At 65.1% G+C, this 20,400-nt stretch carries 21 protein-coding genes; 13 read left to right on the top strand and 8 right to left on the bottom strand.

All coding sequences use genetic code 11. The features are described 5' to 3' along the window. The first annotated feature begins 2 nt into the window (after window positions 1-2). The 3 genes from JKL45_RS06350 to dprA are packed head-to-tail and all read left to right on the top strand — an operon-like array spanning window position 3 to window position 3,096. Complete coding sequence (locus tag JKL45_RS06350) at window positions 3-1,295, top strand: dihydroorotase (protein ID WP_201860265.1); 1,293 nt, start codon at window positions 3-5, stop codon at window positions 1,293-1,295. A 10-nt stretch (window positions 1,296-1,305) separates the two neighbouring features. Next, window positions 1,306-1,908: a glycerol-3-phosphate 1-O-acyltransferase PlsY gene (gene plsY, locus JKL45_RS06345; protein WP_201860264.1), complete on the top strand. Its 603-nt coding sequence runs from the start codon at window positions 1,306-1,308 to the stop codon at window positions 1,906-1,908. Window positions 1,909-1,911: 3 nt separating this feature from the next. Then, window positions 1,912-3,096, top strand: coding sequence for a DNA-processing protein DprA (gene dprA, locus JKL45_RS06340; RefSeq protein ID WP_201860263.1), 1,185 nt, complete (start codon window positions 1,912-1,914; stop codon window positions 3,094-3,096). On the opposite strand, the gene JKL45_RS06335 is transcribed toward dprA, so the two are convergent. Both JKL45_RS06335 and JKL45_RS06330 read right to left on the bottom strand, forming a co-directional pair. Further along, window positions 3,093-3,335, bottom strand: coding sequence for a hypothetical protein (locus JKL45_RS06335; RefSeq protein WP_201860342.1), 243 nt, complete (start codon window positions 3,333-3,335; stop codon window positions 3,093-3,095). The two genes, dprA and JKL45_RS06335, sit on opposite strands and share 4 nt — an antisense overlap. Before the next feature lie 108 nt (window positions 3,336-3,443). After that, window positions 3,444-4,370, bottom strand: coding sequence for an AEC family transporter (locus JKL45_RS06330; RefSeq protein ID WP_201860262.1), 927 nt, complete (start codon window positions 4,368-4,370; stop codon window positions 3,444-3,446). Window positions 4,371-4,527: 157 nt separating this feature from the next. Between JKL45_RS06330 and arfB the strand changes: the two genes are divergently transcribed. Then, window positions 4,528-4,950 (top strand): alternative ribosome rescue aminoacyl-tRNA hydrolase ArfB, encoded by a 423-nt coding sequence (gene arfB / locus JKL45_RS06325; RefSeq protein WP_201860261.1) that lies wholly within the window; start codon window positions 4,528-4,530, stop codon window positions 4,948-4,950. Window positions 4,951-4,952: 2 nt separating this feature from the next. Here the strand turns inward: arfB and JKL45_RS06320 are convergent, their stop codons facing one another. From JKL45_RS06320 to epmA, 3 genes are all read right to left on the bottom strand, one after another. Further along, window positions 4,953-5,321, bottom strand: coding sequence for a hypothetical protein (locus tag JKL45_RS06320; RefSeq protein ID WP_201860260.1), 369 nt, complete (start codon window positions 5,319-5,321; stop codon window positions 4,953-4,955). Between the two features lie 72 nt (window positions 5,322-5,393). Then, the gene (locus tag JKL45_RS06315) at window positions 5,394-6,443 is read right to left on the bottom strand and encodes a lysine-2,3-aminomutase-like protein (protein ID WP_201860259.1); all 1,050 of its coding nucleotides are present in this window, start codon (window positions 6,441-6,443) and stop codon (window positions 5,394-5,396) included. Beyond that, window positions 6,440-7,504 carry an EF-P lysine aminoacylase EpmA gene (gene epmA, locus JKL45_RS06310; RefSeq protein ID WP_210345691.1) on the bottom strand — a complete coding sequence of 355 codons (1,065 nt, stop codon included), beginning with the start codon at window positions 7,502-7,504 and terminating at the stop codon, window positions 6,440-6,442. The genes JKL45_RS06315 and epmA overlap by 4 nt, the downstream gene beginning before the upstream one ends. A gap of 187 nt (window positions 7,505-7,691) precedes the next feature. On the opposite strand from epmA, the gene efp reads away from it, so the two are divergent. From efp to JKL45_RS06285, 5 genes are all read left to right on the top strand, one after another. After that, complete coding sequence (efp, locus tag JKL45_RS06305; RefSeq protein WP_246498344.1) at window positions 7,692-8,213, top strand: elongation factor P; 522 nt, start codon at window positions 7,692-7,694, stop codon at window positions 8,211-8,213. 124 nt (window positions 8,214-8,337) lie between these two features. Next, entirely contained in the window at window positions 8,338-9,522 is a 1,185-nt protein-coding gene (locus tag JKL45_RS06300; RefSeq protein WP_201860257.1) for an aminotransferase, read from the top strand. A gap of 227 nt (window positions 9,523-9,749) precedes the next feature. After that, window positions 9,750-10,859 carry a Ppx/GppA phosphatase family protein gene (locus JKL45_RS06295; RefSeq protein ID WP_210345690.1) on the top strand — a complete coding sequence of 370 codons (1,110 nt, stop codon included), beginning with the start codon at window positions 9,750-9,752 and terminating at the stop codon, window positions 10,857-10,859. Then, entirely contained in the window at window positions 10,856-11,566 is a 711-nt protein-coding gene (locus tag JKL45_RS06290) for an RlmE family RNA methyltransferase (protein ID WP_201860256.1), read from the top strand. The genes JKL45_RS06295 and JKL45_RS06290 overlap by 4 nt, the downstream gene beginning before the upstream one ends. Window positions 11,567-11,611: 45 nt before the next feature. Beyond that, window positions 11,612-12,547: a Gfo/Idh/MocA family protein gene (locus JKL45_RS06285; protein WP_201860255.1), complete on the top strand. Its 936-nt coding sequence runs from the start codon at window positions 11,612-11,614 to the stop codon at window positions 12,545-12,547. A 197-nt stretch (window positions 12,548-12,744) separates the two neighbouring features. Here the strand turns inward: JKL45_RS06285 and JKL45_RS06280 are convergent, their stop codons facing one another. Together JKL45_RS06280 and JKL45_RS06275 are read right to left on the bottom strand one after the other, a co-directional pair. Next, on the bottom strand, window positions 12,745-13,605 hold the full coding sequence (locus JKL45_RS06280) for a dienelactone hydrolase family protein (RefSeq protein WP_201860254.1): 861 nt from the start codon (window positions 13,603-13,605) through the stop codon (window positions 12,745-12,747). 37 nt (window positions 13,606-13,642) lie between these two features. Further along, on the bottom strand, window positions 13,643-15,100 hold the full coding sequence (locus tag JKL45_RS06275; protein WP_201860253.1) for a DHA2 family efflux MFS transporter permease subunit: 1,458 nt from the start codon (window positions 15,098-15,100) through the stop codon (window positions 13,643-13,645). A 287-nt stretch (window positions 15,101-15,387) separates the two neighbouring features. On the opposite strand from JKL45_RS06275, the gene guaB reads away from it, so the two are divergent. After that, the gene (gene guaB, locus JKL45_RS06270) at window positions 15,388-16,881 is read left to right on the top strand and encodes an IMP dehydrogenase (RefSeq protein ID WP_201860252.1); all 1,494 of its coding nucleotides are present in this window, start codon (window positions 15,388-15,390) and stop codon (window positions 16,879-16,881) included. Between the two features lie 21 nt (window positions 16,882-16,902). Further along, window positions 16,903-17,334, top strand: coding sequence for an MAPEG family protein (locus tag JKL45_RS06265; RefSeq protein WP_201860251.1), 432 nt, complete (start codon window positions 16,903-16,905; stop codon window positions 17,332-17,334). A 40-nt stretch (window positions 17,335-17,374) separates the two neighbouring features. Here JKL45_RS06265 and JKL45_RS06260 read toward each other — a convergent pair whose 3' ends face one another. Then, the gene (locus tag JKL45_RS06260; RefSeq protein WP_201860250.1) at window positions 17,375-17,524 is read right to left on the bottom strand and encodes a hypothetical protein; all 150 of its coding nucleotides are present in this window, start codon (window positions 17,522-17,524) and stop codon (window positions 17,375-17,377) included. Window positions 17,525-17,647: 123 nt separating this feature from the next. Here JKL45_RS06260 and JKL45_RS06255 point away from each other — a divergent pair, with 123 nt between their 5' ends. Further along, a complete protein-coding gene (locus tag JKL45_RS06255; RefSeq protein ID WP_201860249.1) occupies window positions 17,648-18,946 on the top strand; it encodes an RsmB/NOP family class I SAM-dependent RNA methyltransferase in 1,299 nt (432 codons plus the stop codon). A gap of 181 nt (window positions 18,947-19,127) precedes the next feature. Further along, window positions 19,128-20,348, top strand: a complete 1,221-nt coding sequence (locus JKL45_RS06250; protein WP_201860248.1) for a calcium-binding protein — start codon at window positions 19,128-19,130, stop codon at window positions 20,346-20,348. Window positions 20,349-20,400: the final 52 nt, after the last annotated feature.

Below are 20,400 nucleotides of genomic sequence, written 5' to 3'. Positions count from 1 at the left end.
TCATGAGCAACCAACCCATCCTCTTCAAGAACGCCCGCCTCATCGATCCCGCCAGCGACCGCGAGGAACGGGGGAGCTTGCTGGTGCGCGACGGCGTCATCCAGGCTCTTGGTCCGCAGGTCGCCGTCTCCGATGATGCGCAGGTGATCGATTGCGGCGGCCAAGTCCTCGCCCCCGGCCTCATCGACATGCGCGCCTTCATCGGCGAGCCGGGCGGGCCCTATCGCGAGACCTTGAAGAGCGCCGGCGAGGCGGCGGCGGCGGGCGGCGTCACCACCGTGGTGTCGATGCCGGACACGAGCCCGGCCCTCGACGATCCGGCGGTGATCGACTTCATCGTGCGCCGCGCCCGCGACACCTCCATGGTGAACATCCGCCCGGCTGCTGCCCTCACGAAGGGCCTCCAGGGCGACGAGATGGCGGAGATCGGTCGTCTGAAGGAGGCCGGCGCCATCGCCTTCACGGATGGTGCGCGCTCCGTCACGAACGCTCAGGTCATGCGCCGGGCGCTGACCTATGCCCGCGACTTCGACGCGCTGATCATCCATCACGTGGAGGATCCCGATCTCGTCGGCCAGGGTGTGATGAACGAGGGCGAGTTCGCCTCGCGGCTCGGGCTGCCGGGCATCCCGCGCGAGGCCGAGACGGTGATGCTGGAGCGCGACATCCGCCTCGTGCGCCTCACGGGCGGGCGCTACCACGCGGCCATGATCTCCTGCGCCGACTCGGCCGATATCGTGAAGGCTGCGAAGGCGAACGGACTGCCGGTCACCTGCGGGGTCTCCATCAATCACCTGGCGCTCAACGAGAACGACATCGGCGATTACCGCACCTTCCTGAAGCTCTCGCCGCCGCTGCGCCATGAGGACGACCGGCAGGCGATGATCGAGGCGCTGGCCGACGGCACCATCGACGTGATCGTGTCGGACCATAATCCACAGGATGTTGAGAACAAGCGGCTGCCCTTCGCTGAGGCGGCCGATGGAGCCGTGGGGCTCGAGACCCTGCTCTCAGCAGCCCTGCGCCTCGTCCATTCGGATGGCATTTCGCTGCCACGGCTTCTGCGAGCCCTGTCGACGAAACCCGCAGAGATCCTAGGCCTTCCCGGCGGACAGCTGGCGGTCGGCGCTCCGGCCGACCTGATCGTGTTCGATCCGGATGCGCCTTACGTGCTCGACAAGCGCCAGCTCAAATCCCTGTCCAAGAACACGCCTTTCGATGAAGCGCGCTTGGAAGGTCAGGTGGCCGTCACGATGGTTGCGGGCCGGGTGGTTTTTCAACGCGAAACGATGTAACGAGAAGTGAATGTCTGACGAGGCCAATCTCCTGTACCTGCTGGCGGCTCTGCTTTTCGGCTATCTCCTGGGCTCGATTCCGTTCGGCCTGATCCTCACCCGCATGGCCGGTTTGGGCGACGTGCGGAAGATCGGGTCGGGCAATATCGGCGCCACCAACGTGCTGCGCACGGGCCGCAAGGGCCTCGCGGCGGCAACGCTCCTGGCCGATGCCCTGAAAGGCACGGCCGCCGTGCTCATCGCCGCACAATGGGGTCCGTACTTCGCCATCATGGCTGCCCTCGGGGCTTTCCTGGGCCACCTCTTTCCCGTTTGGCTCGGGTTCAAGGGCGGCAAGGGCGTGGCCACTTTCATCGGCGTCCTGATCGGCCTCAAGCCCCTGGCCGCGCTGATCTTCTGCCTGATCTGGCTCGGCGTCGCTTTCGCCTCCAAGTACTCCTCGCTCTCGGCTCTGGTGGCCAGCGCCGCTACGCCCATCATCCTCTGGCTCTTGGGCGAACCCGGCATGGCCGGGATTGCCGTGGTGCTCGTGGCGCTCCTGTGGTGGAAGCACGGCCAGAACATCAGCCGCCTCCTTGCCGGGACCGAGGGCAAGATCGGGCAGAAGGGATAAGGCATGATCCTGACGGATGAGCAGCGTCTCGACTGGCTTCGCCTCATCCGCTCGGAAAATGTCGGCCCGCGCACCTTCCGCGCGCTCATCAACCAATATGGCGGAGCGGCAGCCGCGCTGGATGCCCTTCCGGACTTGGCCCGTCGCGGCGGGCGCCTGCTGCTCAAGGTGTACAGCCGGGCCGAGGCCGAGAAGGAGATAGCCGCGGCCGCGCGCCTCGGCGTGCGCTTCATCGCCATGGGCGAACCCGATTACCCGAAGACCCTGCAGGCCATCGACACGGCTCCGCCGCTGATTGCGCTTCGCGGCAATGCCGCGGTGCTGGCGAAGCCCTCCGTCGCCATCGTCGGTTCGCGCAACGCCTCGGCCTCCGGCCTGACCTTCGCCGAGCGTCTCGCGCGGCAGCTGGGCGAAGCCGGATACGTGGTCATATCCGGGCTGGCGCGGGGCATCGACACGAGAGCCCACAAGGCGACGCTCGAGACCGGCACGGTCGCAGTGCTGGCCGGTGGGCATGACCGCATCTATCCGAGCCAGAACGAGCCGTTGCTTCAAGCCATTTTGGAGCAGGGCGGGGCGGTGATCTCGGAGATGCCCATGGGCTGGGAGCCGCGCGGACGCGACTTCCCGCGCCGTAACCGCATCGTCTCCGGCCTGTCCTACGGGGTTGTGGTGGTGGAGGCAGCGCGCCGCTCCGGCTCGCTCATCACCGCACGCTTTGCCCTGGAGCAGGGGCGGGAGGTCTTCGCCGTTCCGGGATCGCCCCTCGATCCGCGCGCCGAGGGCACCAACGATCTCATCCGGGACGGCGCCACCCTCTGCGCCGGGGTCGAGCATGTCACGAGCGTGCTGGAGCCGCTGATCGCCTCGGGCCCGCGTCTCGACCGGAGCGCCGAGGAGCCGCATTACGTCCTTGGATCGGAAGAACTCTGGGACGAACTCGACCTGCCCGACATCGCCCGCGCGCCGGTGCGGCCCGTCATGCCGGATGCCGGGATCGAGGACGAGGCACAGGAGGGGCAGGCGGATCTGATCACGTTCCTTGGCCCGTCCCCTGTGGCCATCGACGATCTCGTCCGGCAAACCGGACTGTCGATCCGCTCAGTGCAGACGGCCCTGCTGGAACTAGAAATTGCCGGACGGCTCGAGCGTCATGGCGGTAATGCGGTGTCGCTGCTTCAGATCTAATTGTTTTTGTCGCCGGACTGCACCGTCCGGATAGCCTCCAGCCGCGCCATGTCGAGCAGGTAGGCCAGGAGGTCGAGATTGGCCTCGCGGGCGAGATAGGACAGCTCCGCCGAAAACTCGGCCACATACTGGGCCGTTTCCACCGGGCTCATCCCGCTGCGGGGATGGACGCCGCCCTCGGCGCCCGCAACGTCATTCGCGGACGGGTCTTTTCCGGAGGGGCGCAGGGCTTTGGTCATGAGGGATGAAACTGTCTCACTGTTGCAATTCGCCTAGTTAGCAGCGCAACTGCTAATATGACAAGCTGCCATTTACTATACATTGGGTTGCAGAACGGCGGTCTGCTATCAACCCAGGAGGGAAATGAGAACCGGCATGGAAAGGAGGGCGAGCAGGGTCTGGAGCGTCAGGATCTCCGCCATGAGCCCGGCATTGCCGCCCATCTGGCGCGCGAGCACGTAGGCCGCGCTGGCACAGGGCACGGAGGCGGCGATGATGGTCACCGTCATGTCACTACCGGTCACGCCTGCAAAGCCTGCAAGGGTTCCGGCGATCAACGGGAGGAGGATCAGCTTCAGGCCCGCCGTCAGTGCGTGCGGAAGGCCCGGGCGGGCAAGGCGCCGGATGTCGAGGCCCGCGCCGACGATCAGGAGCCCCGCAGCCAGCGCCGCGCGGCCGATGATCTCGATATAGGCGGCCATCGGCTTTGGCAGCGGAGGCGCCAGCAGGTTGAGGGTGAGCCCCACGGCGCAGGACCAGATGAACGGGTTGGTCACGAAGGAGCGCAGGATATCGAAAGGGCTGCGCCGGGGCTGGCCGGCAAAGCGTATGAAGACATAAAAGGCCAGCAGGTTGAGGAGCGGCACCATGGCGGCGATGGCCACCGCGATCAGCGCAATGCCGCGCTGTCCGAACAGGCTGCCGGCGACGGCGAGGCCCACGAAGGTGTTCCAGCGGGTCGCGCCCTGGAAGATCGACGTGAAGCTGGGGCCGTCGATGCCGAAATGGCGCTCCAGCAGGGGGCGTAGCGCGAGCACCAGCGCCGCCATGGCGAGGATCGCGCCGACCAGCGCTCCGCCGACGCCGAGGACCGGCACGGAGGAGAGGTCGGCCCGCGACAAGGTGTCGATGACGAGCGCCGGGAAGAAGATCACATAGGTGACGCGCTCCATCCCGGCCCATTGCTGCTCGTTGACGAAGCCCGTGGCCCGGCACAGCCAACCGGTGGCGATGATTAGGAAGGTCGGGATCAGGCTGGCGAAGACGGCCGACATGGGAATCCGGAGCGGGAGGGCGTGGGCAGTCCGGCAAAAGCGGCGTGCATGAGGCGCTTAAGCCGGATCGAGGCCATCGACAAGCGCCGGATAAGCTTGCATTGGATTCCGGTCCCGATACTCCACTTGTCTTTGTTCGCGTTCCGCCAGAGGCCCCATGATCCAGGTGACGAACTCCATCGCGCTCCATGAGGACGAGCTTCAGGAAAGCTTCATCCGCGCCTCGGGGCCGGGCGGGCAGAACGTCAACAAGGTGGAAACCGCCGTCCAGCTGCGTTTCGACGTGCGCAACTCACCCTCGCTGCCGGATTACGTAAAGGAAAAGCTGGAGCGGCTCGCCGGCAGCCGCCTGACCAATGACGGCGTTCTGATCATCACCGCACAGCGGTTCCGCTCACAGGAGCGCAATCGGGAGGATGCTCTGGAGCGCCTCGTGGAGTTGATCCGACAGGCGACCGAGCGTCCCAAGCCGCGCCGGCCCACCCGGCCGACGCTGGCGTCCAAGAAGCGCAGGCTGGAGGCGAAAGGCCGCCGGTCGGATATCAAGAAGGGACGCAGCGGCAAGCCGGGCTTCGACTGAGCTTACCCTTGAAGGACGATGCCGCCGAAGCCGAGAAGATCGGCAAAGACGGCAAACACAACCCCAAGACCGACAAGGATGAGCCCGGTCAGGAAAAACCGCACTGAGCGGTTGTACCGCTTGAGCTGGAGCGAGGAAACCAGAAGCAGATCGGCCAGCGCTTTGACCTGCAGGGCTAGGCCCAGGGTGATCAAGGCGACCGAGACAAGATCCGAAGGGGTCCACTCGCCGGGCAGTGCTGCCCAGCGACTCAGGAATCCCAGGGAGAAGCCGACAACGACGCCGATCGCCGTGATGGAACCGCTGCGGAAGATCGAATCGATTCGCTGATGCTCGTCGCGCTGGGCAGGTTCAACCGCATCGTTCGCCATGGCGGGCTCCAATCCAGAGCTTCTCATGGGCGATCTTACATCAGGCTATGGTTGATGCCGATACCGCTTCCGTTACTCTGACGGGGGATAGGCGTGCTCTCGGCCGCGGAAATCCGAGACCGTATAGCACCCACCGCTGTCGCGCAGCGCATCCGGGCCGATCACCGCCTTTCCATGCCCGCCCGGAATGTCGAGGATGTAGGTTGGCTGGCACAAGCCCGAGAGCCGCCCGCGCAATCCCGCCACGAGGGAGCGGCCCTCCTCAATGGAGAGGCGGAAATGGCTCGTGCCCGGCGCGAGATCGGGGTGGTGCAGGTAGTAGGGCTTGATCCGGTTTTCCACGAAGGCGCGCATGAGGGCGGCCAGCGTGTCCGGGTCGTCGTTGACGCCTCTCAGGAGCACCGACTGGCTGATCATCACGATGCCTGAATCCACCAGCCGGGCGCAGGCAGCCCGCGCCTCAGAGGTCAGCTCGCGCGGATGGTTGGCGTGGAGCGCTACATAGGCCGTCTTGCCACTGCATTTAAGGGCGGCGATCAGAGCCTCGTCGATCCGCTCCGGCTCCACCACGGGCACGCGGGTGTGAAAGCGGACGATCTTTACGTGATCGATGGCGGAAAGCCTCTGCATGATCTCGGTAAGCCGCCGCGGGGACAGAACCAGCGGATCGCCGCCGGTGAGGATCACCTCCCAGATTTCCCGATGATCGGCGATATAGGCGAAAGCCCTGTCCATGGCCTCGGGCGAGAGGGTGCCCAGCCCCTGGGGCCCGACCATCTCGCGGCGGAAGCAGAAGCGGCAATAGACCGGGCAGATATGCACGGCCTTCAGCAGCACCCGGTCGGGATAGCGGTGGACGATGCCCTCGACGGGGCTGTGGGCCAGATCGCCGATGGGATCGTCCCGCTCCTCGGGCGTGGTGGTCATCTCCGCCGCATCGGGCACGAACTGGCGGGCGATGGGGTCGTTCGGGTCATTGCGGTCGATCAGCCCGGCCATGGCAGGACTGATGGCAACGGCGTAGCGCTCGGCCACCGCCTCGATCTCGGGCAGCTCCTCAGGCGTAATGAGGCCGGCCTCGGCCAACTCGGCCGGAGTGCGGAGAGGGCGCATGGCGTTCATCGGCCCGTCTCCGGCACGGGTGCCCAGAGCACCTGATCGATGCGAGAAGCCCCGGTGGCGAGCATCACCAGCCGGTCGAAGCCCAGCGCGATGCCGCTGGACTCCGGCATGTGGGCGAGCGCGGCCAGAAAATCCTCATCCACGGGGTAGCTTTCTCCATAGACCCGCATCTTCTCGGCCATCTCTCCCTCAAAGCGGCGGCGCTGCTCGGCCGCGTCGGTCAGCTCGCCGAAGGCGTTGGCGAGCTCCACGCCGCAGGCATAGAGTTCGAACCGCTCTGCCACCCGCGGGTCGCGGCCGGTCGGGCGGGCGAGGGCCGCTTCCGCGACCGGGTACTCGTCCAGGATCGTGGCGCGCCCGAGGCCAAGATTGGGTTCGACGCGCTCTACGATCACGCGGCTGAACAGGTCCGCCCAGGTGTCGTCCTCCGCCACCCGCAGGCCCGCCACTTTGAGGCTGGCGGCCAGACGCTCCCGATCGGTCTCGCCGTCGCGGTCGATGGAGGCGAGGAGATCGATGCCCGCGAAGCGCTCGAAAGCCTCGGCCACGCTCAGGCGCTCCGGATCCCGGAACGGGTCTGTCTCGCGGCCGTGATAAGTGAGGCTGCGGGTGCCCGCCGTCTCGGCCGCCAAGCCCAGGATCTCCCCGCAATCCTTCATGAGCGTCTCGTAGCTCTCGCCCGCCCGGTACCATTCGAGCATGGTGAATTCCGGATGGTGCAGGGGGCCGCGCTCCCGGTTGCGGTACACATGGGCGAAGCACGCGATCCGGGGCTCGCCTGCGGCCAGAAGCTTCTTGCAGGCGAATTCCGGCGAGGTATGGAGGTAAAGCGGTGTCCGCGATCCATCGAGCCCGATGGCTTCCGTCGCGAAGGCATGGAGATGAGCCTCGTTGCCGGGCGAGGTCTGGAGCGTGGCGGTGTCGACCTCCACGAAGTCCCGATCCGCGAAAAAGCCGCGCAGGGCCGCCTGGATCCGGTTCCGGCCGATGAGGAAGGGACGGCGGTCCGCGTGGACGTGGGGTGTCCACCAGGGGGAGGGAGCGGCGATAGGCTTATCCATTCCAAAGGGTTCCGCGAGGTCGGACTGGCGAATTGCGCCAAGATAGGCTACTTGCGGCACCGAAAGCATTTTTCGGTGCCAATGGGGGCAGGACAACCCAACCCTCACGACGCGCCCCTATCTGTCACAAGGAAAGCCTCCCGTGAAGGTCATCGCCTCTACGCTCCGCAAAGGCAACGTCGTCGATATGGACGGCAGGCTCTATGTGGTTCTCACCGCCCAGAACATCCACCCCGGCAAGGGCACGCCGGTCACCCAGCTCGACATGCGCCGCATTTCGGACGGCGTGAAGGTCTCCGAGCGCTACCGCACCACCGAGCAGGTCGAGCGCGCTTTCGTCGAGGACCGCGAGCACACCTTCCTCTATCAGGATGGCGAGGGCTACCACTTCATGAACCCGGAGAACTACGATCAGGTCGTGGTCCCGGAGGACATCATCGGCGACCAGAAGGCCTATCTCCAGGAGAGCATGGCCGTGATGCTCTCGATCCATAATGGCATCGCCATCGCCATTGAGCTGCCCGCCCGCATGACCCTGGAGATCACCGAGACCGAGCCGGTCGTGAAGGGCCAGACAGCCTCCTCGTCCTACAAGCCCGCCATGCTGTCGAACGGCGTCCGCACCCTGGTGCCGGCCCATATCCAGGCCGGCACCCGCGTGGTGGTCATGACGGAAGACGGCTCCTACGTGGAGCGCGCGAAGGACTAACCGTCCTTGCGCCACGCCCGGCCGCTTCGTGACGCCGGGCTGAACAAAGCTTGCAGGGCAGGAAGTTTCGGTGAAGGCTCACCGGGCGTCCTGCCCTTATCTTTTTGCCAAGTCGAGCGGTTTCATGACGAGCGGTCCTGCCCATGCCATCAACCCCCTGGTCGCCGATGTCGGCAGCCCTCCGATCCCAGAGGCGCAGGCCTGGACCAAGCGCTATGACGGGTCGTATGGGCCACTGATCAACCTCTCCCAGGCAGTGCCGGGCAATGCGCCCCATGCGGAGCTGCTGGAGCGGATGGCCGCCATTGCCGGCGCGGCGGCAGGTTCGCAATACGGCCCCATCAACGGCGATGCGCCGCTTAGGCAAACTTACGCAGCCGAGTTGTCCCGCATCTACGAGGGCCGGATCGCCCCGGAGGATACGGCGGTGACGGCTGGCTGCAACATGGCGTTCTTTGCCGCCATGATGCTGCTCGCCCATCGCGGCGAGGCGGTGCTGCTGCCCACGCCCTGGTACTTCAATCACCAGATGACGCTCGACATGCTCGGCATCGAGCCGCGTCCGCTGCCCTGCCAGGCGGAGAACGGATTCGTGCCGCGCATCGAGGATGCGGAAGCGCTGATCGACGAGAAGGTCAGGGCCATCGTGCTTGTCACGCCTAACAACCCGACCGGCGCCGTCTACCCGGCTCATGTGGTCGAGAGCTTCGCGCAATTATGCGCCAAGCGCGGCATTTACCTCGTGATCGACGAGACTTACCGGGATTTTCTGCCGCAGGGCATGAACCGCTCCCATGGGCTCTTCACCCACGAGGAATGGCGCAAGACGGTCATCCAGCTCTATTCCTTCTCGAAATCCTACGCGATCCCCGGTCACCGCACTGGGGCGATCACGGCCGACGCGGCACTGATCGAGCAGGTGGCCAAGATTCTCGATTGCATCCAGATCTGCCCCCCGCGCACCGCTCAGGGCGCGCTGCCTTGGGCCATCGACGGCCTGCGCGACTGGCGTGAGAGCAACCGGGCCGAGATCAACCGCCGTGCACAGGTTTTTCAGGACGCACTCGCGCCTCTACCGGGATGGACAATCGAGTCGGCAGGCGCCTATTTCGCTTATGTACGGCATCCCTTTTCCGGCACAGAAGCGCAGCAGGTGGCAGAGAGACTCGCGACCGAACGGGGCGTTCTATGCCTGCCCGGAAGCTATTTCGGTCCCGGTCAGGAAGGGCATCTGCGGGTAGCCATCGCCAATGTAGGCGCGGATGTTCTGAGCGGGCTCACGGAGCGCTTTAGAGGCCTTGCGCTCTGATACCTCCAGCGCATCGTGCGGAAAAGTGGTCCCGGTTTTCTGCAGCGAACGATGCGCCTTTTTAGAGACTGAGCATCGGCTTGATCCCAAAAGTGGTATCCACTTTTGGGGCCGGTGCTCGGAGGCAAAACCATAAACTCCAGGGGGTACCCTTGGCAGGAGGGTGGGGCGATGGTTACTCTCTTGGTCAAAGAGGCACGCTTTGAGAGTGCCGCGGGGAATTCGTTTTGACCGTCAAGACTGACGTGACAGCAGATGCAGGAGACCGGCTTCCCGATCCGCTCAATGGGTCGGCGAACGGTGCCTCTTGGGCTGCCGAGCGTCCTGGGCAGACGGACAGGCGACGCTCTTCCAAAAGCTATGCAGCCCTCGATCTCGGCACGAACAACTGTCGCCTTCTCATTGCGGAACCTGCGCATTTCGGCTTCCGGGTCGTCGACGCATTCTCGCGAATTGTGCGGCTGGGCGAGGGGCTTGGCCTCGGCAACCGGCTCAGCGACGGGGCTATCGATCGCACGATCGATGCCCTGCGCGTGTGCCGCGAAAAGATGGCCGCGAAGGATGTGAGGCGCGCGCGTCTCGTGGCCACGGAAGCCTGCCGACTCGCCGAGAACGGCCCCGCCTTCATCGAGCGCGTGCGCGAGGAACTCGACCTCGATCTCGAGATCGTCGACCGCAAGACCGAGGCCTATCTCGCCGTCACCGGCTGCGCGTCGCTGGTCGATCCCAAGGCGCAATCCGTCATCGTGTTCGACATCGGCGGCGGCTCCACGGAGATCGCCTGGCTCGATGGCCGCGCGCCGCACGCTTTCGCCGATCCGTGCAAGCGCATCCGGGCATGGGATTCGCTGCCCGTCGGCGTGGTCACGCTGGCCGAGCGCCATGGCGGCATCGACGTCACGCCGGAAAGCTTCGAGGGCATGGTCGAGGAAGTGTCAGAACTCCTCATGGATTTCGCCCTCGTGGCCGCCCAAGCGGGACGCGCCCACAACTTCCATCTGCTCGGAACCTCGGGAACCGTCACCACGGTCGGGGGCATTCACTTAGGCTTGGCGCGCTACGACCGGCGCCGGGTCGACGGGATGTGGATGCGCAACGGCGAGATCTCGACAGTGATGGATCGCCTGCTGCATTCGGACTTCAGTCAGCGGGCCGCAAACCCCTGCATCGGCAAGGAACGGGCCGATCTGGTCCTGGCCGGCTGCGCCATTTTGGAAGCGATCCGCCGGGCCTTCCCGTCGGAGCGCCTGCGCATCGCGGATCGCGGACTGCGCGAAGGAATTTTGATGAACATGATGCGAGAGGATTCCGTCTGGCGTGGGGGCAGCCCAAGGTGAGTGCCAAGTCCAGTTCGGGGTCCGGTTCGGGTGTCCGTAATCTCAAGCAGCGCGTGAAAACCGCCAACAAGCGGTCCCTCTCTTCCCAGAAATGGCTTGAGCGCCAGCTCAACGATCCTTATGTCGCCCGCGCCAAGCGCGAGGGCTATCGCTCCCGCGCGGCCTATAAGCTGCTGGAAATCGACGAGAAGTACCGCATCCTCAAGCCCGGCCAGCGTGTGGTCGATCTCGGCGCCGCCCCCGGCGGCTGGTCCCAGATCGCCGCCAAGGTGGTTGGCGCCAAGGGCAAGGTGGTGGGCATCGATCTTCTGCCCATCGACCCCATGCCGGGCGTCGAGTTCATCGAGCTCGACTTCCTGGACGAGAGCGCTCCGGGCCGGCTGATCGATATGTTGGGCGGTCCAGCCGACGTGGTGATGTCCGACATGGCAGCCAACACCACCGGCCACAAGAAGACCGACCACCTGCGGATCATCGGCCTTGCCGAGGCGGCCATCTACTTTGCCCGCGAGATCCTGGCACCCGGCGGCGCCTTCGTCGCCAAGGTGTTCCAGGGCGGCACCGAGAACCAGCTTCTCGCCGACCTCAAACGCGACTTCGCCGTGGTGCGCCACGTGAAGCCGGCGGCGAGCCGCACCGATTCGGCGGAACTCTATGTGATGGCGACCGGTTTCCGGGGACGGGCGGACGAAACGCCTTCCGCCTGAGTGAAGGCTTGTGCCTGAACTCTCAGATTTCAAGGAGCCACGACCATGGCAGTGCACCGCATCGGGATCATCGGTCTCGGGAAGATCGCCCAGGATCAGCATCTGCCCGTGATCAAGGCCAACCCGGATTTCGAGCTTCTCGCCGTCTCGAGCACGCGCGGGCTCTCGCATGAGGACGCGAAGTATACCTTCCAAGACTACCGCGAGCTTCTGAAGCTGCCGGATGTTGATGCGGTGTCGATCTGCACCCCGCCGCAGGTTCGGCACCAGATCGCCCGCGAAGCGCTGCTCGCCGGCAAGGGCGTGCTGCTGGAAAAGCCCCCGGCCGCCACCTTAAGCGAGCTCGAGGATCTGAAGGCGCTTGCCGCCAAGATGCGCAAGGTGGTCTTCACCACCTGGCATGCCCAGTACAACAAGGCCGTCGAGGAGGCGAAGAAGGCGCTCGCCGGCTGGTCGATCAAGCGTCTTCTGGTGACCTGGAAGGAGGATGTCCGGCACTGGCATCCGGGCCAGCAATGGATCTGGGAGGCAGGCGGCTTCGGGGTCTTCGATCCCGGCATCAACGCGCTCTCCATCGTGACCCGCATCATGCCGGAGCCTGTTTTCATCAAGACCTCAAGCCTGGAATTCCCGGCCAATCGCGACGCACCGATTGCCGCGAACCTGACGTTCTCCATGAGCCACGGGCAGGGCGATCTCCAGGCCGTGTTCGACTGGCGCCAGACCGGCCCACAGACCTGGGACATCGAGGTAGAGACCGAGGCCGGCCTGACCCTCAAGCTCACGCATGGCGGCAGCTGCCTGGAGATCGGCGGGAAGCTCATGGTGCAGGAGGAGCCTGCCGAGTACCAGGGCATCTACCGGCGCTTCGACGCCCTCTTGACCATCGGCCACTCGGAGGTCGATGACGCCCCGTTCCGCCTCGTGGCCGACGCTTTCATGGTCGGCAAGCGCGTGCAGGTGGACGCGTTCGAGGATTGAGCCTCAAGCCCTGGTGTCATCCCGGACGGCGGAGCCGATCCGGGATCGTATGCAGGACGTAACTCGGGTCTCCCTTTTCCTGAGGGGGAGGTTTGGGCCGACCTCTCCTACTGGGAGAGGTAAAAAGGGAGCCACACGCGTCCAACGATCCCGGATCTCCGCTGCGCTTCGTCCGGGATGACGCTGTTTAGATGGCCTCAAGCCAAATTCTTCTTCAAGAACCCCACTGTCCGCTGCCACGCCTGATCGGCGGCTGTCTTGTCGTAGCGCGCAGCATTCGTGTCGTTGTTGAAGGCGTGGTTCACGCCCTCGTAGACGTGGATCTCGTAGGTCTTGCCCGCCTGCTTCAACGCCGCCTCGTAGGCCGGTATGCCGGCATTGATGCGCTCGTCGAGGCCGCCGTAATGCATCATCATCGCGGCTTCGATCTTCGGCACATCCTCAGCCTTAGGCTGCCCGCCATAATAGGCCACGCCTGCCCCGAGGTTCGGCTCGTTGACCGCGAGGTTGTTCACCGCGCCGCCGCCCCAGCAGAACCCGATGGCTCCAACCTTGCCGTTGCCGTCCGGGCGGCCCTTCAGGTGGGCGACCGCCGCCTTGCCATTGGCGATCACGTCGGGCTGCTTCAACTGGCCGATCATCTCGCGGCCCTTATCCTCGTCGGCCGGCGTGCCGCCCATGGGCGAGAGGTAATCAAGCCCAAGTGCGACGAAGCCTTCGGTCGCCATGCGTCGTGTCACATCCTTGATGTGCGGGTTGAGGCCCCGGTTCTCGTGGATGACGATTACGGTCGGAAGCTTTCCGGCGGCATCCTTCGGCTTCACGAGATAGCCTTTGAGACCGGGCTGCCCGCCAGGGATGTCCACGGTCTCGGCAGTGATCCGCGGATCGGTCTCGGGCACGGTCTGAGCGTGGGCGTAGTTGTTCTGCAGGATCGGCAGGATAGCCGTCGCACCGGCTGCGCTGCCGGCGAGAGCCGCGAGCTTGTCGAGGAAGGAGCGGCGGCTCATGCCGCCGTGGGTGAAGTCGTCGTAGAGGTCGATGATGCGCTGATCCATTAAGGCCTCCTGGTCCGAGGCGGATGGTAACGCAATCCTATCGCCGTTCTACCTCCTCACCGAGATTTGTAGTCCCGTCGCCCAAGCCCGTCGCGGCAGGCTTGCGCTCCACGGCCCTGTGCCCCGACATCTCAGCCCCTGCCGTAGGCGAGAGCTGCAGGAAGATGAAGCCCGACAAGGCCGAGATGGTGGCAACCGCCCAGAAGGCCGGGCCGAAATCGGCCGCCGTGATCCCGGGTGTGCCGTCCATGCTGGAGGAAATTTCCAGCACGAAGGCGCCGAATGCCACGCCGATGCTGAGCGAGACCTGCTGCAGGGCGCTTCCCAGGCTCGTGGCGTAGCTCATCTCCCGGTTGGAGATCTCCGCATAGCCGATGGCGTTCAGGCTGGTGAACTGGAGCGAGCGGAAGCAGCCGCCGACCAGCAGGATGATCATGATGAGCCAGTGCGGCGTCTCGGGGGTGAAGAACCCGTTGGCCGCGACAAAAGCCGCCCCGATGAAGGCGTTGATGATGAGCAGCCTTCGAAAGCCCGTGCGCTCGAGAATGCGCTTGGCCATCGTCTTCATGAACAGCGCGCCCACGGCCGCAATGAAGGTGAGCGAGCCTGACGCCAGGGGCCCCAGGCCGAAGCCCACCTGCAGCATCAGCGGCAGCAGGAACGGGATGGCCCCGATGCCGATGCGGAACAGTGAGCCGCCGACGACGCTGACGCGAAAGGTCGGCACCTTGAGCAGGCTCAGATGCAGGACCGGATGGGGAGTGCGCCTTGCGTGGAAGACATAGAAAACCAGGCTGGCGGCTCCGATCGCCATGCATCCGATCGAGATTTCGGCCGGGACGAGATGCTGCCCGGTGGTGGAGAAGCCGAGCATCAGCAGGGAGAAACCCACACCGGTCAGCAGGAAGCCGATGAGATCGAGCGGCGGCGTGTCGTCTTCCCTGATGTTCGGAACGAACTTCACGGCACACACGATGCCGATGATCCCGATGGGGATGTTGATGAAGAAAATCCAGCGCCAATGCGCATACTCGGTGATGAAACCGCCGAGCGGCGGCCCGATGATGGGGCCGATCAGCGCCGGGATCGTCAGGGTCGCGAGCGCCTGCACCACCTCGCTGCGGGCCACGCTGCGCAGGAGCACGAGGCGCCCGACCGGCACCATCATGGCCCCGCCCGCGCCCTGGACGAAGCGGGAGAGCACGAACCATTCGAGGGAATTGGCCCAGGCGCAGGCGAGCGAGCCCGCCATGAACACCCCGATGGCGGCGGTGAAAATGGTCCGGGCCCCGTACTTGTCGGCCATCCAGCCCGAGATGGGAATGAAGATCGCGAGGCTGACCAGATAGGAGGTCAGCGCCAGCTTGAGGGCGATGGGTTGCGTTCCAAGGTCCTGCGCGATCATCGGGAGCGACGTGGAGATCACGGTCGAATCCATGTTCTCCATGAACAGGGCCGTCGCGATGATCAGCGGGAGAAGGCGGGATTGACGCATGACCGCCGGACATAGCGCATCGTGCGGAAAAGTGGACCCGGTTTTCCGCACCCAACGATGCGCTGCTTAAAAAATGAGCATCGGATGGATCCCAAAAGTGGTGTCCACTTTTGGGTCCGAGGCTCTGGCGCTGTGTAACCCCGATGCAAAGGGCAAACAGGCGCATTGCAGATCTTCTGGGGATGCGCCTCTCAACCCTTTGCGAAACCTGAACGCCGTGCTACGGACCCGTGCCAACTCGCCAAAGCGTTATTACCGCATCCGCGCACCCCTAATGGAGTTGGTTCATGGCCTCTGTATTCGCCGATAAGATCATCGAGGGACTGACCTTCGATGACGTGCTGCTCCGGCCCGGCCGCTCCGAGGTCCTGCCGAGCGACGTGGATGTCGCCACCAAGCTGACCAAGACCATCCGCCTCAACATGCCGATCATCGCATCCGCCATGGACACGGTGACGGAAGCCCGCATGGCCATCGCCATGGCCCAGAACGGCGGCCTCGGCGTCATCCACCGCAACCTCGAGCCGGACGCCCAGGCCGAGCAGGTGCGCCTCGTGAAGCGCTTCGAGTCCGGCATGGTGATGAACCCGATCACCATCTTCCCCGACGAGACCCTGGCCGAGGCTCTCGCCATGATGAAGCACAACGGCATCTCCGGCATCCCGGTGGTCGAGCGCGGGCCCAACGGCACCAAGGGCAAGCTCGTCGGCATCCTGACCAACCGCGACGTGCGCTTTGCCAGCAATCCCGGCCAGAAGGTCTCGGAGCTGATGACCAAGGACCGGCTGATCACGGTCCGCGAGGGCGTGAGCCAGGACGAGGCCCGGCACCTCCTGCACCAGTTCCGCATCGAGAAACTCCTGGTGGTCGACGATCACTTCCGCTGCATCGGCCTGATCACCGTGAAGGACATCGAGAAGCAGGTGGCCTACCCGAATGCCGCCAAGGATTCCCAAGGCCGCCTTCTGGTGGCTGCCGCCACGACGACAGGCGAGCAGGGCTTCGAGCGCGCCGAGCGCCTCATCGATGCGGGCTGCGACGTGGTGGTGGTCGACACCGCCCACGGCCATTCCGTGAAGGTGCTGGAGAGCGTCACACGGGTGAAGAAGCTCTCCAACGCCGTTCAGGTCATTGCCGGCAACGTGGCGACGCGCGAAGGCGCCCAGGCACTCATCGATGCAGGCGCTGACGCCATCAAGGTTGGCATCGGGCCGGGCTCCATCTGCACCACCCGCATCGTGGCGGGCGTGGGCGTGCCCCAGCTCACCGCCATCATGGAGGCGGTCGAGTCGGCGGCCCAGGCCGACATTCCGGTGATCGCGGATGGCGGCATCAAGTTCTCGGGCGATCTCGCCAAGGCGCTCGCCGCCGGCGCCTCCTGCGCCATGGTGGGCTCGCTGCTCGCCGGCACGGACGAGACCCCGGGCGAGACCTTCCTGTACCAGGGCCGATCCTATAAGGCCTATCGCGGCATGGGCTCGGTGGGCGCCATGGCCCGCGGCTCGGCCGACCGCTACTTCCAGGCCGAGGTGCGCGATACCCTCAAGCTCGTGCCGGAGGGCATCGAGGGTCAAGTGGCCTACAAGGGCCCAGTAGCCAGCGTGCTGCACCAGCTCACCGGGGGGCTACGCGCCTCCATGGGCTACGTGGGCGCCGCGACCCTGCCGGAATTCCGCGAAAAGGCGCAGTTCATCCGCATCACCAGCGCGGGCCTGCGCGAAAGCCACGTTCATGACGTGACGATCACGCGGGAAAGCCCTAACTATCCGACTCGCAGCTAAGCTTAACGCGAGTCCTAGTCCATGACCATCTCCGCCGTCATCCTGCCCGTCCTCGTCCAAGTCGGGCTCACCTTCATTCTGCTGCTCTGGATGGGCCGGACCCGGGTCGGCCACCTCCGCAAGGGTGAAGTGAGGGTGAAGGACATCGCGCTCGGCGAGCGCAACTGGCCCAGCCGCGTCACGCAGATCCAGAACGCGTATCACAACCAGTTCGAGCTTCCGGTGCTGTTCTATGCCCTGGTGACCCTGGCGCTAATCACCCGCAAGGCCGACATGCTCTTCGTGGTCATGTCATGGATGTTCGTGGTGAGCCGCCTGGTTCATGCGGCGATCCATACGACCTCGAACAAGATCTCCCAGCGCTTCATGGCCTTCGTGGTCGGCGTGCTGATCCTGGCGGCCATGTGGGTGATCTTCGGCGTCCGCATCTTTGCGGCGGAAGCTGGCATCTAAGTGAGGACGGGATGGGGCAACCCCCATCCCGCTCAAGAAGTTAGTAACGACGGCCGCTCTCGAGCTGCGTCTTGGCGTCGAGCTGCTTCATCGGAGGCGGCTGGATATCGGCGGCCGGGGCGGTGGCGCAGGCGGCGATCGCGAGAGTGAAGCCGACGGCGACGAGGCCACGGGTCAGACGGATCAACATAAGGTTGGTCTCCAAAAGAAGAATCGTGCGGAATGCACGTAGCGTTTCAAGTCACGTCCGTTCGGGACGGAAAATAGGAAACATTGTGTCGTATCTACGGCCAAGCTCGAGTGTGCTTTTCTCATGACACCTGCCGCCCGCCTTTCCGCCGCTATCGAGGTTCTGGCCGATATCGACGCCCGGCGACGCCCGGCCACCGACGCCCTCAAGGATTGGGGCCTGTCGCACCGCTTCGCCGGCTCCAAGGACCGGGCCGCCATCGCGAGCCTCGTCTACGATGCCCTGCGCCGGAAAGCCTCGGCTGCGTGGATCATGGGCGACAGCGCGCCTCGGGCCGTGGTGCTCGGCATGCTGCGGCTGCAGCGCGGGCTCAATGGGGATGCCATTGCAGCGCTCTGCTCCGGCGACCGCTTCGCCCCGGAGCCTCTTTCCGCAGATGAGCGCGGGCGGCTGGAAAAGGCCGATCTCTCCGGCGCTCCCGCCCACGTGGCCGGCGACTTCCCGGAATGGATCGAGCCTTCGCTCCAGCGGCTCCTGGGCGAGGATCTTGTCCCTGAGATGCAGGCGCTCGCCACCCGGGCGCCGCTGGACCTTCGGATCAACACCCTCAAGGTTGCCTCCCGCGACGAGGCGCACGATGCCCTGCCGCATCTGGCTGCCGTCGAGACGCCACTCTCACCCCTGGGATTGCGGATCATGCCGGGCGAGGACGGGCGCGGACCCGCCGTGCAGTCCGAGCCGGAATTCCTGAAAGGCTGGATCGAGATCCAGGACGAGGGCTCCCAGCTTGTGGCGCTGCTGTCGGGCGTCAAGCCCAACGAGCAGGTGGTGGACCTCTGCGCGGGCGGCGGCGGCAAGACCCTGGCGCTCGCGGCCCTGATGGAGAACCACGGCCAGATCTACGCCACCGATAACGACGCGCGCCGTCTCGCGCCCATTCACGATCGGCTGACGCGGGCGGGCGTCCGCAACGTCCAGGTGCGCACGCCGAGGGCCAAGGCCGATGCGGTGACCGATCTCGACGGGCGGATGGACTGCGTCCTCGTGGACGCGCCCTGCACCGGGATCGGCACCTGGCGGCGCAACCCCGATGCGAAATGGCGCCTGCGGCCCGGCAGTTTGGAGGTTCGGCGCAAGGAGCAGGCGATGGTGCTCGACCGGGCAGCAGGGCTCGTGAAGCCGGGCGGCCGCATCGTCTACATCACCTGCTCGATCCTGCCTGAGGAGAACGACGACGCGCTCTCGGGCTTCCTGGAGCGCCATGAAGGCTTCAAGCCGGTCGCCCATGAGGAGCTGCTCGGGATCTCCGCGCTCGGCTTCCTCAAGAACGCCACCCGCCGGACCGCCTATGGGCTCCAGCTGACGCCGCAGCAGACCGGCACCGACGGTTTCTTCATCGCCGTGCTCCGACGGCAATCATAAGCATTCAATCCGATTGCAGCCGTAAACAGGAATGAAAGCAGAAGCTTTCGCGCAAACTCTGAAAATATTCCGCCTGCCCAATATGCTTAAACATTAAGAGTTGTTGCCGGTCCTGCAAACGGATCTAAGCTCGCGACAATAATCAATTCAGAAAGGGGGCGACTGCCAAAGGAGAACAACAGTGGCGGTACGCACAGGAACCAACCGTGGCGATGCCTTGAGGGGCACGAGGGCGAGCGAGACCCTCATTGGACTGGGAGGAGACGATACCATCGTCGGCGGACGCGGAAACGACATCCTGAACGGTGGAGTGGGCGATGATCTTCTCCGTGGTGGACCGGGTCGTGATCGCCTCATCGGCGGGCCGGGGGACGACTGGGCCGATTACCGGGATGCGAATGCGCCCGTCACGGCGAGCCTCGCAAACCGGTCGATCAACCGGGGCGAAGCCGCAGGCGACTCGTATTCATCCATCGAACGTCTGCGCGGAGGGCGGTTCGACGATACGCTGATCGGCAACTCCCGCGGCAACGTGCTTGAGGGTGTCACCGGCGCCGATATCCTCGACGGCCGCGGCGGCTTCGATTTCGCCCGCTACAAATCGGCTCCGGCCGGTGTCACGGCGAGCCTGGAAAATCCCGCCATCAACACGGGCCATGCGGCCGGAGACACGTATATCTCCATCGAAGGGCTCCAGGGCAGCGACTTCAACGATGTGCTGGTGGGCGATGCCGCGTCCAATATTCTGGTCGGCGGCGAGGGTGCGGATGCCCTCGACGGCCGGGACGGGTTCGACTTCGTGCGATACGATATGGGCAATTCCGGTAATCGCGGGGTCACGGCGAACCTCGCCGACGCCACCGGGAACACCGGGACGGCGGCGGGCGATACATACACGTCCATCGAGGGGCTCGTCGGCACACGCTTTGCCGACCGGTTGACGGGCGATGCCGCCGCCAACAAGCTGCAGGGGCAGTCCGGCAACGACAGGCTCAATGGTGGAGATGGCAACGACACGATCGTTGCGGGGTCCGGCAACGACCACCTGAACGGCGGCTATGGCAACGACCGATTAAACGGCGAGTCGGGGAAGGACCTCTTCATCTTCGACACAGCCCTGAATGCTGCGGAGAACGTCGATCGGATCCGGGGCTTCTCGATCAAGAACGATACGATCCGCCTCGACGATGCGATCTTCACCGCGCTGTCGACGGGGACGCTCGCCGCTTCCGCTTTCTACAGGGGGGCGGGGGCTCACGATGCCAACGACAGGATCATACACAACCGGTCGACGGGAGCCGTCTATTACGACCCTGACGGTATTGGTGGACAGGACCAGATCCAGTTTGCCCAAGTCGATCCCCGGCTGAACCTGAAGAACCTGGACTTCGTCGTGTTCTAGGGCGGAAAGCCTGCGCCCTAGGCAATCCAGGCCCCTTGCCAAGCCCCTTGCA

The sequence above is a fragment of the Microvirga soli genome (assembly GCF_016734765.1).
Lineage (GTDB): Bacteria > Pseudomonadota > Alphaproteobacteria > Rhizobiales > Beijerinckiaceae > Microvirga > Microvirga soli.
The sequence above is the reverse complement of the archived record's forward strand: the minus strand, read 5'-3'. Positions and strand labels throughout refer to the sequence as shown.